Origin of the sequence: Pseudomonas sp. PvP100 (assembly GCF_017833055.1) — a bacterium.
Lineage (GTDB): Bacteria > Pseudomonadota > Gammaproteobacteria > Pseudomonadales > Pseudomonadaceae > Aquipseudomonas > Aquipseudomonas syringae.
In genome coordinates, this window is the sequence record NZ_JAFIBO010000001.1 from 1,161,844 (window position 1) to 1,176,493 (window position 14,650).

Annotated in this window: 13 protein-coding genes; 8 read left to right on the forward strand and 5 right to left on the reverse strand. The window is 60.2% G+C overall.

The window, feature by feature from the left end; all coding sequences use genetic code 11:
• From JOE39_RS05140 to JOE39_RS05150, 3 genes are all read right to left on the reverse strand, one after another.
• Positions 1 to 909, reverse strand: coding sequence for an ABC transporter permease (locus tag JOE39_RS05140; protein ID WP_003396030.1), 909 nt, complete (start codon positions 907 to 909; stop codon positions 1 to 3).
• 8 nt (positions 910 to 917) lie between these two features.
• The gene (locus JOE39_RS05145) at positions 918 to 1,835 is read right to left on the reverse strand and encodes an ABC transporter permease (protein WP_003348343.1); all 918 of its coding nucleotides are present in this window, start codon (positions 1,833 to 1,835) and stop codon (positions 918 to 920) included.
• Positions 1,836 to 1,937: 102 nt separating this feature from the next.
• Positions 1,938 to 3,458: an ABC transporter substrate-binding protein gene (locus JOE39_RS05150; protein WP_210077741.1), complete on the reverse strand. Its 1,521-nt coding sequence runs from the start codon at positions 3,456 to 3,458 to the stop codon at positions 1,938 to 1,940.
• Positions 3,459 to 3,665: 207 nt separating this feature from the next.
• On the opposite strand from JOE39_RS05150, the gene JOE39_RS05155 reads away from it, so the two are divergent.
• From JOE39_RS05155 to JOE39_RS05170, 4 genes are all read left to right on the forward strand, one after another.
• Entirely contained in the window at positions 3,666 to 4,574 is a 909-nt protein-coding gene (locus JOE39_RS05155; RefSeq protein ID WP_003408081.1) for a LysR substrate-binding domain-containing protein, read from the forward strand.
• A gap of 174 nt (positions 4,575 to 4,748) precedes the next feature.
• A complete protein-coding gene (gene folE2 / locus JOE39_RS05160; protein WP_017278404.1) occupies positions 4,749 to 5,654 on the forward strand; it encodes a GTP cyclohydrolase FolE2 in 906 nt (301 codons plus the stop codon).
• A gap of 11 nt (positions 5,655 to 5,665) precedes the next feature.
• Positions 5,666 to 6,226, forward strand: a complete 561-nt coding sequence (locus JOE39_RS05165) for a carbonic anhydrase (RefSeq protein WP_003317836.1) — start codon at positions 5,666 to 5,668, stop codon at positions 6,224 to 6,226.
• Between the two features lie 147 nt (positions 6,227 to 6,373).
• On the forward strand, positions 6,374 to 7,540 hold the full coding sequence (locus JOE39_RS05170; RefSeq protein WP_096116730.1) for a DUF1624 domain-containing protein: 1,167 nt from the start codon (positions 6,374 to 6,376) through the stop codon (positions 7,538 to 7,540).
• 48 nt (positions 7,541 to 7,588) lie between these two features.
• On the opposite strand, the gene JOE39_RS05175 is transcribed toward JOE39_RS05170, so the two are convergent.
• The gene (locus JOE39_RS05175; protein ID WP_003348330.1) at positions 7,589 to 8,194 is read right to left on the reverse strand and encodes a helix-turn-helix domain-containing protein; all 606 of its coding nucleotides are present in this window, start codon (positions 8,192 to 8,194) and stop codon (positions 7,589 to 7,591) included.
• 288 nt (positions 8,195 to 8,482) lie between these two features.
• Between JOE39_RS05175 and glnT the strand changes: the two genes are divergently transcribed.
• The 4 genes from glnT to JOE39_RS05195 all read left to right on the forward strand — a co-directional run bounded on the left by glnT (position 8,483) and on the right by JOE39_RS05195 (position 12,930).
• Complete coding sequence (gene glnT, locus JOE39_RS05180) at positions 8,483 to 9,817, forward strand: type III glutamate--ammonia ligase (protein WP_010410509.1); 1,335 nt, start codon at positions 8,483 to 8,485, stop codon at positions 9,815 to 9,817.
• A 150-nt stretch (positions 9,818 to 9,967) separates the two neighbouring features.
• Positions 9,968 to 10,888 carry a glutamine amidotransferase family protein gene (locus tag JOE39_RS05185; RefSeq protein WP_210077738.1) on the forward strand — a complete coding sequence of 307 codons (921 nt, stop codon included), beginning with the start codon at positions 9,968 to 9,970 and terminating at the stop codon, positions 10,886 to 10,888.
• On the forward strand, positions 10,885 to 11,568 hold the full coding sequence (locus JOE39_RS05190; protein WP_003423976.1) for a glutamate synthase subunit alpha: 684 nt from the start codon (positions 10,885 to 10,887) through the stop codon (positions 11,566 to 11,568). The genes JOE39_RS05185 and JOE39_RS05190 overlap by 4 nt, the downstream gene beginning before the upstream one ends.
• A gap of 15 nt (positions 11,569 to 11,583) precedes the next feature.
• Positions 11,584 to 12,930, forward strand: coding sequence for an FMN-binding glutamate synthase family protein (locus tag JOE39_RS05195; protein WP_103688044.1), 1,347 nt, complete (start codon positions 11,584 to 11,586; stop codon positions 12,928 to 12,930).
• A gap of 646 nt (positions 12,931 to 13,576) precedes the next feature.
• Here JOE39_RS05195 and JOE39_RS05200 read toward each other — a convergent pair.
• Complete coding sequence (locus tag JOE39_RS05200) at positions 13,577 to 14,614, reverse strand: LLM class flavin-dependent oxidoreductase (protein WP_024682958.1); 1,038 nt, start codon at positions 14,612 to 14,614, stop codon at positions 13,577 to 13,579.
• Between the last annotated feature and the right edge of the window lie 36 nt (positions 14,615 to 14,650).

Sequence of the window (14,650 nt, forward strand, 5' to 3'; positions counted from 1 at the left end):
TCAGTTGCGCCCGTCGGGCAGGATCAGGTCGCGCAGGCCGTCACCGACCAGATTGATGCCCAGCACCAGCACCATCAGGGCGACGCCGGGAATGGCGATGACCCAAGGGGAAAAGAACATGTACGGTTTGCCCTCGGCGATCATCAGCCCCCATGAAGGAATGGGCGGCTGCACGCCAACCCCGAGAAACGACAGGGCCGACTCGAGGAGGATTGCGTGAGCCATTTCCAGCGTAGCCACGACGATCAGCGCACCGACCAGATTGGGCAGGATTTCGCTGGCCAGAATGCGCAGCGTCGAGCAGCCCAGGGCCTGGGCCGAGGCGACGTATTCAGCGTCGCGAATCTGCTGCACGGCAGCGCGTACCACCACGGCAAAGCGGTCCCAGAGCAGGCAGCCAAGCAGCACGATCACCACTTTCAGCGAGCCACCGATCAGCGACGCGGAGGCCAGCGCGATCATCACCACCGGCATCGCCAGCCGTGTGGTGATCAGGTAGCTGATCAGTGCATCGGTCTTGCCGCCAAAGTAACCGGCCAACAGGCCCATGATGGTGCCGATGATTCCGGAGATCAGCGCGGCCGACAAGCCGATAAACAGCGAGATGCGTGCGCCGTAGAGCAGGCGCGACAGGTAATCGCGGCCCAGTTTGTCGGTGCCCAGCACGTAGTCCCAGGTGCCGTTGGCCATCCACACCGGCGGTTTCATGCGCAACATCACGTCCTGCGCATAAGGGTCGTAGGGGGCCAGCCAGGGGGCGAGCAGTGCGCCGAGCAGGATGATCAGCAGCAGTACCGCGCCGATGGCGAAGCCGCGATGCGCGAAGCTGCTGCGCAACGTGCGCCAGACGCTGCGCGCTGGAGGCTGGTAATCGTTGATCAGCAGCGGCGATGAGGTGGTTGTGCTCATGGGGCCTCCTATTTCACGCGGATGCGCGGGTCGAGCAGTGCGTTGAGCACGTCGGCCAGCAGGGTGAGGACGATGTAGATCACCGCGATCAACAGCACGACCGCCTGCACCACCGGGAAATCGTCACGGGCAATCGCATCCCAGGCCAGCTGGCCAATGCCCTGCAGCGAGAAAACCGTTTCGATGACCACCGAACCGCCGAGCATGAAGCCGAATTCCACGGCGGCGAGGGCCACCACCGGAATCAGCGCGTTGCGCAACGCATGCTTGAACAGCACGGTGGCAGGGCGCAGGCCCTTGGCTCGCGCGGTGCGGATGTAATCGGAGTTGAGCACGTCGAGCATGCCCGCACGGGTCAGGCGCATGATCGCCGGCGTGGCGTAATAACCGAGGGCGATGGCCGGCATCACGAAGTGCGCCCAGGTCGAATTGCCTGATACCGGCAGCCATTTCAGGGTGACCGAGAACACCACGATCAGCATAAGTGCGAACCAGAAACTCGGCATGGCCTGACCCAGTACTGCGATGCTCAGTGCCAGGCGATCAATCCACGTGTCGCGTTTCACCGCGGCCAGCACACCCAGCGGAATGGCGATCAGCAGCGCAATACTCAGGGCCATCGCACCCAGCCCGAGGGTGATCGACAGGCGCGAGGCGATCAGGTTGTAGACCGACTCCTGAAAGAAGAACGAGTCGCCCAGATCAAGACGCACCACGTCGGCCAGCCATTCGAAATACTGCGTAACCAACGGCTTGTTGAGGCCGTACTGCACCCGGATCTGTTCGATCTGCTCGCTGCTGGCTTCCGGGCCACCGATGGCAGTGGCCAGATCGCCGGACAGGTGCAGCAGGGAAAAGCTGATCACCGACACGGTAATCGCTACGCACAGGGCAATACCCAGGCGGCGCAAGAGAAATCCGAACATGGCAAGTGACCTTGTGTTCAGGGAGTGACGGGGTGGCTGAACCTGCTGCAAGACGCGTCGTGCGCCTCACAGCCCGGTTCGCCGACTGGCCTGGGCAAGCGCTTATTTCCAGCTCGACAGCACGAAGCGCGGCAACTCGTCCGGGTAAGGCTTGAAATTCAGGTCCGAGACATAGGCGTAGTTCATCGAGTAGTTGAACAGCGGCGCCCAGTAGGCCTGCTCGCTGATGCGCTGCAACGCCTTGCGGTAGTTGTCCTTGCGCACCTGCGGGTCCAGCGCGTTGTCGGCGGTCTGCAGCCAGCCCTGGACTTGCGGGTCCTTGAAGTTGTCGTCGGGGTTGCCCTTGAACCAGGTGCCGGCCGACGCCGAGGTGTCGAGGATCGAGAACGAGCCCCAGGCCTGGAACGACATCGGCACCTTGCCGCCGCGCTGCTGATCACGCAGGGCGGCGTACTTCAGGTAGCGCAGCTTGGCGTTGATGCCCACGGCGCGCAGGTTGCCGATGATGGCTTCCACGTAGTCGCGGTCGCGGTAAGCGAAGATTTCGGTTTCAAAGCCGTTCGGGTAGCCGGCTTCGGCGAGCAGCGCCTTGGCCTTTGCCGGGTCGTAGTTGTAGACCGTGGCGGCGGTGGTGTCACAACCGAACTGGCCAGGGTAGCAGGCGACTTGCAACGGTTTGCTTTCGCCGCCGACCAGTTGCGAAGCCAGCCCGTCCCGATTGATCGCGTAGTTGATCGCCTGACGTACTTTCAGGTGCTTCATCGGCGAATCGGCGCTGGAGGTACCGCGCGCGTCGAGAATCAGAAAGCCAATGCGCATGGTCGCACCGCTGGTCACCACCAGATTGGGCATGGCCTTGAGGTTTTCCGCCTGATCCGGTGCAACCCGCCACGTCCAGTCGACGCCACCGGTCATCAGCTCGGCCAGACGGGTTTCGGCATCGGCAATCACCCGGAAGTTGATGTGCCCGATCTTTGGCTGACCCTGAGGGCTGTCCTTGAAGTAGTCCGGGTTCTTGTCCATCTTCACGCCTTCGCCGGTGGCGATGGCCGTCACCTTGTAAGGCCCGGTGCCGATCGGTTTACGGCTGAAGCCTGCCAGCCCGACTTCTTCGAAATATTTTTTCGGGAACATCGGTACGGCGTTGGAGAGGTATTCCAGCGCAGGCGGAAAGGGTTTTTTCAGGTGCAGACGAACGCTGTAATCGCCCAGTTTTTCGGCGCTCTTGATCCAGTCGACGTTTTGTACCGTGACCACCTTGGACTCGGGAGACACCACATAATTGAGGGTGAACACCACGTCATCTGCGGTAAACGGGGCGCCGTTGTGAAACTTCACGCCTTGGCGCAGCTGGAAATCGATGGTCGTATCGTCGACCTGTTTCCAGCTGGTGGCGAGCATCGGTTGGTACTCGCCATTGTCCGGGTTGCGATAGACCAGGTTGTCCCAGATCAGGCGACCGAGGATCACGCCTTCGCGCAAATCGTTGTGATAGGGGCTGATGTTTTCCGGTTCGCTGTCGGAGGCGTAGACCAGTGTGTCGTCAGCCTTGCCGGCCAGGACGGAGAAGCTGCTGAACAGGCTCAATAGCGCGATGCTGCGAGCGAAACCCTTGATTCCCATGCCGTCGTCTCCAAAAGGCAAAGTGGATGTATCAAAGGGCAGTGGGTCGCAAATGCGAGAAGAGGGGAAACAACGAGGCCGCAGTGTTCTTTTGATTGGCTTCTTTTGATGAGTTGCGCCTCGACATGACTCTAGGCAAAGCGTATCAATGCCACAAGCACAATATTTCGAACCTTTCATTGCTGAAAAGGCAACGCAGGAGCATCGATGCAACTCTACGGCGTACAGTCCACGGCCTTGCGCTACTTCCTCGAAGTGGCGCGGTGCGGATCGATCAGCGAAGCCTCGATCCGCCTCAATGTCGCGTCTTCGGCGGTCAGTCGGCAGATCAGCAAACTGGAGCGAGAGCTGGATGCGGTGCTCTTCGAGCGTCAGGCGCGCGGCATGATGCTCAGCGAGGCGGGGGTTCGCCTGGCGGCCTATGCACGCAAATCACAGCTTGAGGCCGAGCAGGTGGTACTGGAAATTACCGAGCTGCAAGGCTTGCAGCGTGGGCATGTGCGGATCGCCTGCTCCGAGGGCTTTGCCCTGGATTTTCTGCCGCAGTGCATTGCGCGCTTTCGGCGGCAGTACCAGGGCATCCATTTCTCGATGGAGGTCTGCGCCCCGGCGCAAGCCACCGAACGGGTGCGCTCGGGCGACGCTGACCTGTGCCTGACTTTCAGCCTGACGCCGCAGAACGAGATCAAGGTCGAGCACATCCACAGCGGCGCGATCTGCGCAGTGGTCAGTCATAACCATCCGCTGGCCGCACGCAAGGAGGTCACGCTGGCTGAACTGCAGCCTTACGCCATCGCCCTGACCAACACCGACACGACTTTGCGCCAGTTGTTCGATATCTGCTGCGGCGTGCAGGGCCTGCTGTTCGATCCGGTGCTGACCAGCAATTACATCGGCGCCTTGCTGCGGTTTGTTCGGGAGGAGGGCGGGATCAGCCTGTCCAGCGAGATGACACTGGATAAACGCGCCCATGAAAAACAGCTCAAATCGCTGCCGATCAGTGACGATGGCATGAAGGCACGGCGCATCGAGTTGCAAAGCATGGCAGGGCGCAACCTGCCGGCGGCAGTCGCTGCCTTTCGTGATTTTCTGATCGAGGAGCTGGCAAAGACCTGAGCCGCTGGCGGTGTTGCGGGAGCGCTGTGTGGAGTGAGTAACCTTTGGTTGATGAAGTTCGCGAGCATGATGTTATAGTGTAACGAATTTATGGCCGTGCGCTGCACGGCTGTGAACCGCCAACATCAGGCTTCGCCCGCGTGGTGAAGTTCGCCAACGAGACGAACGACGCACATGAACAAACCTCTCCCGGATGTTGCCCTGACGGAAATTTCCCCGGCGCTGGTGTCACTCGACTGGGTCGGCATGCAAGGTGTGGAAGTGCCGATCAGACTGGCTGAAGCGAGCATTCGTCATCCTGTTCACGCGCATGTCGATCTGCAGGTCGATCTGGCCGACCCGAGCGTCAAGGGTATCCACATGTCGCGGCTCTATCGGTTGCTCGACGGCTATGCCGAGCGCCAGATCGTCAGCCCGGATACGCTGGCTGCCTTGCTGGAAGCCATGGTCGAGAGCCACCTCGACTGTCACTCCAGCCACGCCCGACTCAAGCTGAGCTTCAATCTGCTGTGCCGTCGTCCGGCGTTGATCACCGAAGGGCTCAGCGGCTGGAAATCCTACCCTGTGACGCTCGATGCCACCTGGCATGCCGGTCGGCTGTGTCTCGACAGTTCGGTGGATGTCACCTACTCGTCCACCTGTCCATGCTCGGCCGCATTGTCTCGGCAACTGCTGGAGGAGGCATTCGCGGCGCGCTTCGGCAGGCAGTCGTTTGTCGATCCGATGCAGGTCGCCGCCTGGTTGCGCGAGAACGCATCGTTCGCCACGCCGCACAGCCAGCGCAGCGTTGCGACGGTGCAGGTGCGGGTGGCGGAGCAGGCAACCGAACTGGGCCTGATGACGCTGATCGACCTTGTCGAACAGGCGCTGGGCACCCCGGTACAAACCGCCGTCAAGCGCGCCGACGAACAGGCCTTCGCTCGGCTCAACGGCCAGAACCTGATGTACGTCGAAGACGCTGCGCGCAAGGTCCAGCAAGCACTCGAGGGCCGCTATGCAGCTTCCAGCGTCAGCGTTCGTCACTTCGAAAGCCTGCACCCGCACGATGCCGCTGCCCAGACTTCCAACTACCTGTCCTGAGGTTTCATTCCGTGATCCGTAAAAATCCTTCCGGCCATCTGCCGGTCATTGCCGAGTCCGCCTACATCGATAAAACCGCGATCATCTGCGGCAAGGTGATCATCAAGGACAACGTATTTGTCGGCCCCTACGCCGTGATCCGCGCCGACGAAGTCGATGCTACCGGAGACATGGAACCGATCGTCATCGGTGCCAATTCCAACATCCAGGATGGCGTGGTGATTCATTCGAAATCAGGTGCTGCTGTCACCATCGGCGAGTTCACCTCGATTGCCCATCGCTCCATCGTGCACGGACCTTGCATAGTTGGAGATCGCGTGTTCATCGGGTTCAATAGCGTGTTGTTCAATTGCCAGGTCGGCAACGGCAGCGTGGTCAGGCACAACTCGGTGGTCGACGGTCGCGATTTGCCGGAGCACTTTTACGTGCCGTCCACCACACGGATCGGGCCGGGCACTGACCTTTCGCAATTTCCACCGGTGAGCATTTCGGCTTCGGAGTTTTCCGAAGATGTGGCGCACACCAATATTGATCTGGTACGCGGCTACAAAGCGCTTCAGAACGAGTTTTGAAGCGCTGCGCGCCAGCGGCAAGCGGCAAGCGGCAAGTTATAAGCTGCAAACTAGAGGCTAAAAGCTTGAAGCTTTCCACTTGCAGCTTGCAGCTTGCAGCTTGCAGCTACAAGCCATTAGCCCCCCATCACGGACCTTGGACTTTTCATGACAACAGCTGTTCACTCAAACCGGGCACCCGCATCACGACTGCGCTCGATCGATGCTCTGCGCGGGCTGATCATTCTTTTCATGTTGCTGGACCATGTCCGCGAAACGTTCTTCATGCACCACCAGGTCATCGACCCGATGGACGTCACAACCACCGCGCCCGAGCTGTTTTTCAGCCGGACGCTGGCGCATTTGTGTGCGCCACTGTTCGTCCTGCTGACCGGGCTTTCGGCGTTCCTCTATGGCGAGAAACACCAGGGCAAAACCGACGTTGCGGCGTTCCTGCTCAAGCGCGGTCTGTTTCTGATTGCGCTGGAGTTCACGCTGGTGAGCTTTGCCTGGACCTTCCAGTTCCCGCCGACCATCATCTACCTGCAAGTGATCTGGGCCATCGGCCTGAGCATGGTCGCGCTGTCGTTGATGGTGTTTCTGCCGCGCTGGGCGCTGGTGGTCATCGGTGTGGTGATCATTGCCGGGCATAACCTGCTGGACACGGTGCATTTCGGTGTCGAGTCGGCCATGCACGTGCCGTGGGCGATCCTGCACGACCGTGGCTGGATCGAGGCTTCCGATAGCCTGCGCTTGCGCACCTCGTATCCGTTGTTGCCGTGGATCGGCATTATCGCACTGGGCTACGCCGCAGGCCCCTGGTTCTCAAGCAGCTACGATGCGGCGAAACGCCGTGCGAATCTTTGGAAGTGTGGGGCAGGGGCGTTGCTGGGCTTCGTGGTTCTGCGCCTGATCAACGGCTACGGTGAAAAGCCGTGGAGCGTCGGCGACAGCGGTATACAGACGCTCATGAGCTTCTTCAATATCACCAAATACCCGCCCTCGCTGCTGTTCATCTGCCTGACGCTGGGAATTGGTCTGCTGATCCTCATCGCCTTCGAACGCAGTCAGGAGAAAAGCTGGTTAAGGCCGCTGGTGGTGCTCGGTTCGGCGCCGATGTTTTTCTACCTGCTGCACCTTTACGTGCTGAAAATTCTGTACCTGATTGCCCTGGCGATCTGGGGCACCAATCAGGGCACGTACTTCGGTTTCGACCACATGTGGGGCGTCTGGCTGACCTCGGTGGTACTGGCCGTACTGCTGTTCCCGGCGGTGCGCTGGTTCGCCGCGCTCAAGGCTCGTCGTCGCGATATCAGCTGGCTGAAATACTTCTAGTCCCCGCAATAGCGGTGCGCCTGCTGGCGTACCGCGTCTCGCCTGGCGTCAATCTCCGTGCGCCCCGTAATTCATGATCGACAGCAGCTTGATCGGCACCTGCACCAGTTGCTCGGGGCCATGGGGGATGTCGCCGTCGAAGGTCAGGCTGTCACCGGCCTGCATCGGATACAACTGGTTACCGTGGCGGTAGATCAGTTCGCCTTCCAGCAGGTGCAAAAACTCCGTGCCTGGGTGTGAGAAGGTCGGAAACTCTTCGCTGGCATCGTCCATCGTCACCATGTACGCCTCGAAACTCTTCTTCGGCCCACGGGTATGGTTGAGCAGGTGATAGGTGTGGCCTTTCTCGGTGCCGCGCCTCACCACTTCGAGTCCTTCATCGGCCTTCACCAGCAGGGCGCTGCTGCCTTGCTGGTCATACTGGCTGAACAGTTTGGACATGGGCATGCCCAGCACGTCGCACAGGCGGCTGAGGTTGTCGAGGCTAGTCGAGACCTGCGCGTTCTCGATCTTGCTCAGCATGCCCTGGCTGATACCGGCGATGCGCGCCACGTCGGCGAGTTTCAATTCCTGAGCCTGGCGCTGTCGCTTGATCTGGATGCCCAGGTACTGCTCGAGCTTCAATTTCGGATGTGGTTCGGTCGGCATGTTCATCGGCTTTGCACAGTTTCCGTTCAATAATTTTTATTTCGCACTGGGAATGTGCGTTTCGACAGGCCGTGGTGTGGCCGGTGTGCAGATTATTCCCAGAGGGAAAACGAGTTTCCCATATAAACAGCGGAATTACCCCTCCTGAGTCGCTTCGTTTGACTGACATACCGAACTGGCAAGCGCTTTGCATTCCTAAAGGGAAAGTAACTTTCCTGTTCGGAATATACGCCGAGGGGCAGTGAACAGCGGCCCTTCCCTGAAACGTTTTGCTTTTGCCAGGAGACACGTCCCATGTTGCCACCCGAAACACAGCGCCTGATCGAACAGCACGGCATCAAGTACGTACTGGCTCAGTTCGTCGACATTCATGGTTCGGCCAAGACCAAATCGGTTCCTGTGACAGGTCTGGAAATGGTTGCAGAGGACGGTGCCGGGTTTGCCGGTTTCGCGATTTGCGGGATGGGCATGGAGCCCCACGGGCCGGATTTCATGGCCAGGGGCGATCTGTCGTCGCTGACCCCGGTGCCATGGCAGCCGGGCTATGGACGGGTGGTGTGCATCGGCCATGTGGATGGCAAACCCTGGCCCTATGACAGTCGTTACGTGTTGCAGCAGCAGGTCGAACGCCTCGGCCAGCGTGGCTGGACCCTCAATACCGGCCTGGAGCCCGAGTTCAGTCTGTTCAAGCGCGATGTCACCGGCAGCCTGCAGATGGTCGATGCCAGCGATAACCTCGACAAGCCCTGCTACGACTACAAGGGGCTGTCGCGTTCTCGCGAGTTTCTCGAGCGCCTGACCGAAGCATTGCAGCCGGTGGGTTTCGACATCTATCAGATCGATCACGAAGACGCCAACGGCCAGTTCGAGATCAATTACACCTACAGCGAGGCCATGGAATCGGCTGACCGTTTCACCTTCTTCCGCATGGCCGCGGGAGAGATCGCCAATGACATGGGCATGATCTGCTCGTTCATGCCCAAGCCTGATCCCAAACGTGCCGGCAATGGCATGCACTTTCACCTGTCGATCGCCAGTGCCAGCAACAAGAACCTGTTCCACGATGCCAGCGATCCGAGCGGCATGGGGTTGTCGAAGCTGGCCTATCACTTCGCTGCGGGCCTGCTGGCTCACGGGCCTGCGCTGTGCGCCTTTGCCGCACCCACGGTCAACTCCTACAAACGCCTGGTGGTCGGCAATTCACTCTCGGGCGCCACTTGGGCTCCGGCGTTTATTGCCTTCGGTGCCAACAACCGCTCGGCGATGGTACGCGTGCCTTACGGCCGCCTGGAGTTTCGCCTGCCCGACGCCGGTTGCAATCCGTATCTGGTCAGCGCCGCGATCATTGCCGCAGGGCTCGACGGTATCGACCGGCAACTGGAAATCGATCACGTCTGCAACGAGAACCTCTACACATTGAGCCTCGAAGAGATTGCCGCACGGGGCATCAAGACCCTGCCGCAGTCGCTCAACGAAGCCTGCGATGCATTGCAGGCCGATCCGTTGTTTGGCGAAGTGCTGGGCAGCGAGATTGTCGATGAATTCATCCGCCTCAAGCGCATGGAATGGGTGGAATACAGCCGCCACGTGAGCGACTGGGAAGTGAAGCGCTATATCGAGTTTTTCTAGCGGCAAGTTTCAGAGAGCAGCTGCAAGTTTCAAGCGGCAAGCTGCAAGAAGAAGCGGATTGCGGCGTGTTTGATTTCTCTGTCTACGCGGTTGGTTTTTAGCTTGCAGCTTGCAGCTAAAAGCTTGCCGCTCCCGAACAAGGTGAGGCGTATGTGCGGAATCGTTGGTTTGTATCTGAAAAACCCGGCGCTGGAGTCGCAACTCGGCAAGTTGTTCGAGCCGATGCTCGAAGCCATGACCGACCGCGGACCGGACAGTGCCGGGTTCGCCATCTATGGCGATGAAGTATCGCAGGGCTGGGTCAAGCTGACCTTGCAGGCCACCACCGAACAGTATGATTTCACGGCGCTGATTGCGGCGCTGCAAGACAGGTTGAGCGCACCGCTGGACTGGTTTCAGAACGCCAGCGCTGTGGTCTTGAAGATTCAGGCAGAAGAAGCCCCGGTGCGTGCCGCGCTGGCGGAGCTGGCACCGAGCGTGCGCATCATGAGTGCCGGGCAGAGCATCGAGATCCTCAAGGGCATGGGCCTGCCGCGGGAGATTTCCGAACGTTTCGGTCTGGCGTCCATGAAAGGCAGCCACATCATCGGCCACACGCGCATGGCCACCGAAAGCGCCGTGACCATGGAAGGCAGTCACCCGTTCTCCACGGGCTCCGACCTGTGCCTGGTGCACAACGGCTCACTGTCCAATCACTTTCGTCTGCGCCAGAACCTGCGCCGCGAGGGTATTCATTTCGAGACCGATAACGACACCGAAGTGGCGGCGGGGTACCTGGCCTGGCGTCTGCAACAGGGCGACAGCCTGAAACAGGCACTCGACAAGTCGCTCGAAGACCTCGATGGCTTCTTTACTTTCGCCATCGGCACACGCAATGGCTTTGCGGTGATTCGCGACCCGATCGCCTGCAAGCCGGCAATCCTTGCGGAAACCGATGACTACGTCGCCATGGCCTCGGAATACCAGGCGCTGTCCAGCCTGCCGGGGATTGAAAGCGCCAGGGTCTGGGAACCGGTCCCGGCCACCATGTACATCTGGGAACGCGAGCCAGCCGAGGGAGCACGTCCATGAAAACCGTCGATCTTTCCAGCGCCACCGTGCGTGATCTCAATCAGGCCCTGCACGATCAGGTCAAGGAAGTACAGGACCGCGAATGGCTGGTCACGCATCCCGATGGCGCACACAACCTGGCGGTCGGCGTCAACGAAGCCATCTCCATCGATATCCAGGGCCATGCGGGTTACTACTGCGCGGGGATGAACCAGAAAGCGTCGATCACTGTGCACGGCAACGTCGGTGTCGGCTGCGCGGAAAACATGATGTCCGGCGCTGTGCGGGTCAAGGGCAGTGCCTCGCAGGCGGCCGGCGCAACGGCACATGGCGGCTTGCTGGTAATTGAAGGCGATGCCGGGGCGCGTTGCGGGATTTCCATGAAAGGCATCGACATCGTGGTCGGCGGCAGCATCGGCCACATGAGCTGCTTCATGGGCCAGGCCGGTCGGCTGGTGGTCTGCGGCGACGCCGGTGATGCGCTGGGCGACTCGCTGTATGAAACGCGGATCTACGTCAAAGGCAAGGTCGAGTCACTGGGCTCCGACTGCATCGCCAAGGAGATGCGTGAAGAGCATCTGCAGGAGTTGCAGGAGTTGCTCAATCGTGCGGGCTTCAATGAGAAGGCAGCGGATTTCAAACGCTACGGCTCGGCCCGTCAGCTGTACAACTTCAAAGTCGATAACGCCTCCGCGTACTGATCCAGGAGCATTACCATGAGCGACCCTATCAGCCACAAACCTGCTCCAGTCCTGCGCGAGTCGGCCACCTTCGATCGCTTGACCATTCAGGAAATCCAGCGTGCTGCGGAAACCGGCATCTACGACATTCGCGGTGGCGGCACCAAGCGCAAGCTGCCGCACTTCGACGACCTGTTGCTGCTCGGTGCCAGCGTGTCGCGCTACCCGCTGGAAGGTTACCGCGAGAAGTGCGGCACCGACGTGGTGCTCGGCAATCGCTTTGCCAAGAAGCCGTTGTACCTGAAAATCCCGATAACCATTGCCGGCATGAGCTTCGGCGCGTTGTCGGCCAACGCCAAGGAAGCACTGGGCCGTGGCGCGACCATCGCGGGGACCAGCACCACCACCGGCGACGGTGGCATGACCCCGGAAGAGCGTGGTCAGTCGCAGCATCTGGTCTATCAGTACCTGCCATCGCGTTATGGCATGAACCCGGACGACTTGCGCAAGGCCGATGCCATCGAGATCGTGTTGGGGCAGGGCGCCAAGCCGGGCGGCGGTGGCATGCTGCTGGGCATGAAAGTCACCGAACGGGTGGCCGGTATGCGTACCTTGCCGGTCGGTGTCGATCAGCGTTCTGCCTGCCGTCACCCGGACTGGACCGGCCCGGACGATCTGGCGATCAAGATTGCCGAGATTCGCGAGATCACCGACTGGGAAAAGCCGATCTACGTGAAGATCGGTGCCAGCCGTCCCTACTACGACGTGAAACTGGCCGTAAAAGCCGGCGCCGACGTGATCGTCCTCGACGGCATGCAGGGCGGTACGGCGGCGACTCAGGAAGTGTTCATCGAACACGTCGGCATTCCGATTCTGCCTGCCATCCCGCAGGCCGTGCAGGCGCTGCAGGAAATGGGCATGCATCGCAAGGTGCAGTTGATCGTCTCTGGCGGCATCCGCAACGGAGCCGACGTGGCCAAGGCCATGGCGCTGGGTGCCGACGCAGTGGCGATCGGCACGGCGGCACTGATAGCACTGGGTGACAACCATCCGCGGCTCGACGAAGAACTGAAAAAGATCGGCTCGGCAGCGGGTTACTACGACGACTGGCAAAACGGCCGCGACCCGGCGGGCATCACCACCCAGGACCCGGAACTGTCCAAACGCCTCGACCCGGTCGAAGGCGGCCGGCGCCTGGCCAACTACCTGCGCGTACTCGTCCTCGAAGCCCAGACCATGGCCCGCGCATGCGGTAAATCACACCTGCACAACCTCGACCCCGAAGACCTGGTGGCACTGACCGTCGAATCAGCAGCCATGGCCCGCGTGCCTCTGGCCGGGACATCGTGGATTCCGGGTTCGGGTTCAGGGTCGGGTTACTGACGCCATAACGTGCTTTCGAAACGCGATGTACTGACTGACGCCATAACGGGCTTGTCGACCGCGATGGCACAGACGACGCAGAGTGCGACGTAAGTGACGGCTGAGTCCTGGCGCTGATCCGGGGGTAGCCTGGCAGGACGCCAGGCTAGCCGCACCGGACCATGGATGGCCCGTTGCGGCGACCCCCGGATAAGTGGCAGGGCGAAGGAACCCGACGAAGTCGGGCCGGAAACGGAGCTGCGGGCTTTGCCTACTTTGGCCCCATCAAAGTAGGTCGCCGAGGGGCGAAAAGGTGATCTGAGCCGGACCCTAACCTACCTGATATCACAGAACTACTGTGTGACGCAGAGCGTCACGAAAGGCATTACCACGCGTGGGAACGAGAGTCGCAATGTGATTTTTGATTCTGGCCGAAGGCCGTAGGAGCGAACTTGTTCGCGAAGAAGGCTTCTCAATCGACGTATTTTTGCCGATTACACTCGCGCTTTCGCGAACAAGTTCGCCCCTACGCCCTTCGGGCAGAAGCCTGGAAGCCTTTTATTTGGAGCCTCCAGGACTTGCGCATAACGATGAGTGCAGAGCGTGTGGAGGATCAATATTATGGTCTGAGCAGCATTTTCCTGGGCCTCTCAGGCAATCTCAACACTCAACGAAACACCGGCACCACATGCTTGATGAACAGCTCGAGCGACTTTTTCTTCTCGGCGTGCGGCAGGCTGTTATCGCACCAGAAGCTGAACTCGTCGACACCCAACTCCTGATAGTGACGAATGCGCGGAATGATCTCCTCAGGGGTACCGATCATGGTGTTTTTGCGGATGTTCTCCAGCTCGAACTCCGGACGCTCCTTGAATTTCTCTTCCGGGCTAGGGGCCAGAAAACCATTGACCGGGGTCTGTTTATTGCCAAACCACGCGTCAAAGGTACGGTAGAACTTCGCGATGGCGGTGGCACCCACTTTCCAGCCTTCGGGATCATCTGCGGCATGCACATGCGTATGGCGCAGCACCATTAATTGCGGACGGGGCACGTCAGGGTTATTGGCCAGCGCGGCGTCGAACTTGTTCTTCAGGTCGACAACTTCTTCGTCACCCTTCATTAACGGGGTGACCATCACGTTGCAGCCGTTCTGCACGGCGAAATTGTGCGAGTCGGGATCGCGCGCAGCGATCCACATCGGCGGCGTGTTGATCGGCTTGGGCACAGAAGTCGAGGTCGGGAATTTCCAGATATCGCCATCGTGAGCGTAATCACCCTGCCATAGCGCACGTACCACAGGGACCATTTCACGCAACGCCTTGCCGCCCTCGGAGGCTGGCATGCCACCGGCCATGCGGTCGAACTCCACCTGATAGGCACCGCGTGCCAAGCCGACTTCCATGCGCCCGTTGCTGATCACGTCCAGCAGCGCGCATTCACCCGCGACCCGCAATGGATGCCAGAACGGCGCAATGATGGTACCGGCGCCCAGATGAATACGTGTGGTCCTGGCCGCCAGATACGCCAGCAGCGGCATCGGGCTTGGCGAGATGGTGTATTCCATCGCGTGGTGTTCGCCTATCCAGACCGTGCTGAAACCACCTTGCTCGGCCATCAGCGTCAGCTCGGTCAGGTCCTCGAAAAGCTGGCGATGACTGACACTTTCATCCCAGCGTTCCATGTGCACGAACAACGAAAACTTCATGACACTTACCTCGCTTAAATCCTGGCGCCTGCACCG

Excerpts from the sequence above, each read along its gene's own strand:
- JOE39_RS05140 (WP_003396030.1), bottom strand. The coding sequence starts at position 909 with ATGAGCACAACCACCTCATCGCCGCTGCTGATCAACGATTACCAGCCT.
- JOE39_RS05145 (WP_003348343.1), bottom strand. The coding sequence starts at position 1,835 with ATGTTCGGATTTCTCTTGCGCCGCCTGGGTATTGCCCTGTGCGTAGCG.
- JOE39_RS05150 (WP_210077741.1), bottom strand. The coding sequence starts at position 3,458 with ATGGGAATCAAGGGTTTCGCTCGCAGCATCGCGCTATTGAGCCTGTTC.
- JOE39_RS05155 (WP_003408081.1), top strand. The coding sequence starts at position 3,666 with ATGCAACTCTACGGCGTACAGTCCACGGCCTTGCGCTACTTCCTCGAA.
- folE2 (WP_017278404.1), top strand. The coding sequence starts at position 4,749 with ATGAACAAACCTCTCCCGGATGTTGCCCTGACGGAAATTTCCCCGGCG.
- JOE39_RS05170 (WP_096116730.1), top strand. The coding sequence starts at position 6,374 with ATGACAACAGCTGTTCACTCAAACCGGGCACCCGCATCACGACTGCGC.
- JOE39_RS05175 (WP_003348330.1), bottom strand. The coding sequence starts at position 8,194 with ATGAACATGCCGACCGAACCACATCCGAAATTGAAGCTCGAGCAGTAC.
- glnT (WP_010410509.1), top strand. The coding sequence starts at position 8,483 with ATGTTGCCACCCGAAACACAGCGCCTGATCGAACAGCACGGCATCAAG.
- JOE39_RS05185 (WP_210077738.1), top strand. The coding sequence starts at position 9,968 with ATGTGCGGAATCGTTGGTTTGTATCTGAAAAACCCGGCGCTGGAGTCG.
- JOE39_RS05190 (WP_003423976.1), top strand. The coding sequence starts at position 10,885 with ATGAAAACCGTCGATCTTTCCAGCGCCACCGTGCGTGATCTCAATCAG.
- JOE39_RS05195 (WP_103688044.1), top strand. The coding sequence starts at position 11,584 with ATGAGCGACCCTATCAGCCACAAACCTGCTCCAGTCCTGCGCGAGTCG.
- JOE39_RS05200 (WP_024682958.1), bottom strand. The coding sequence starts at position 14,614 with ATGAAGTTTTCGTTGTTCGTGCACATGGAACGCTGGGATGAAAGTGTC.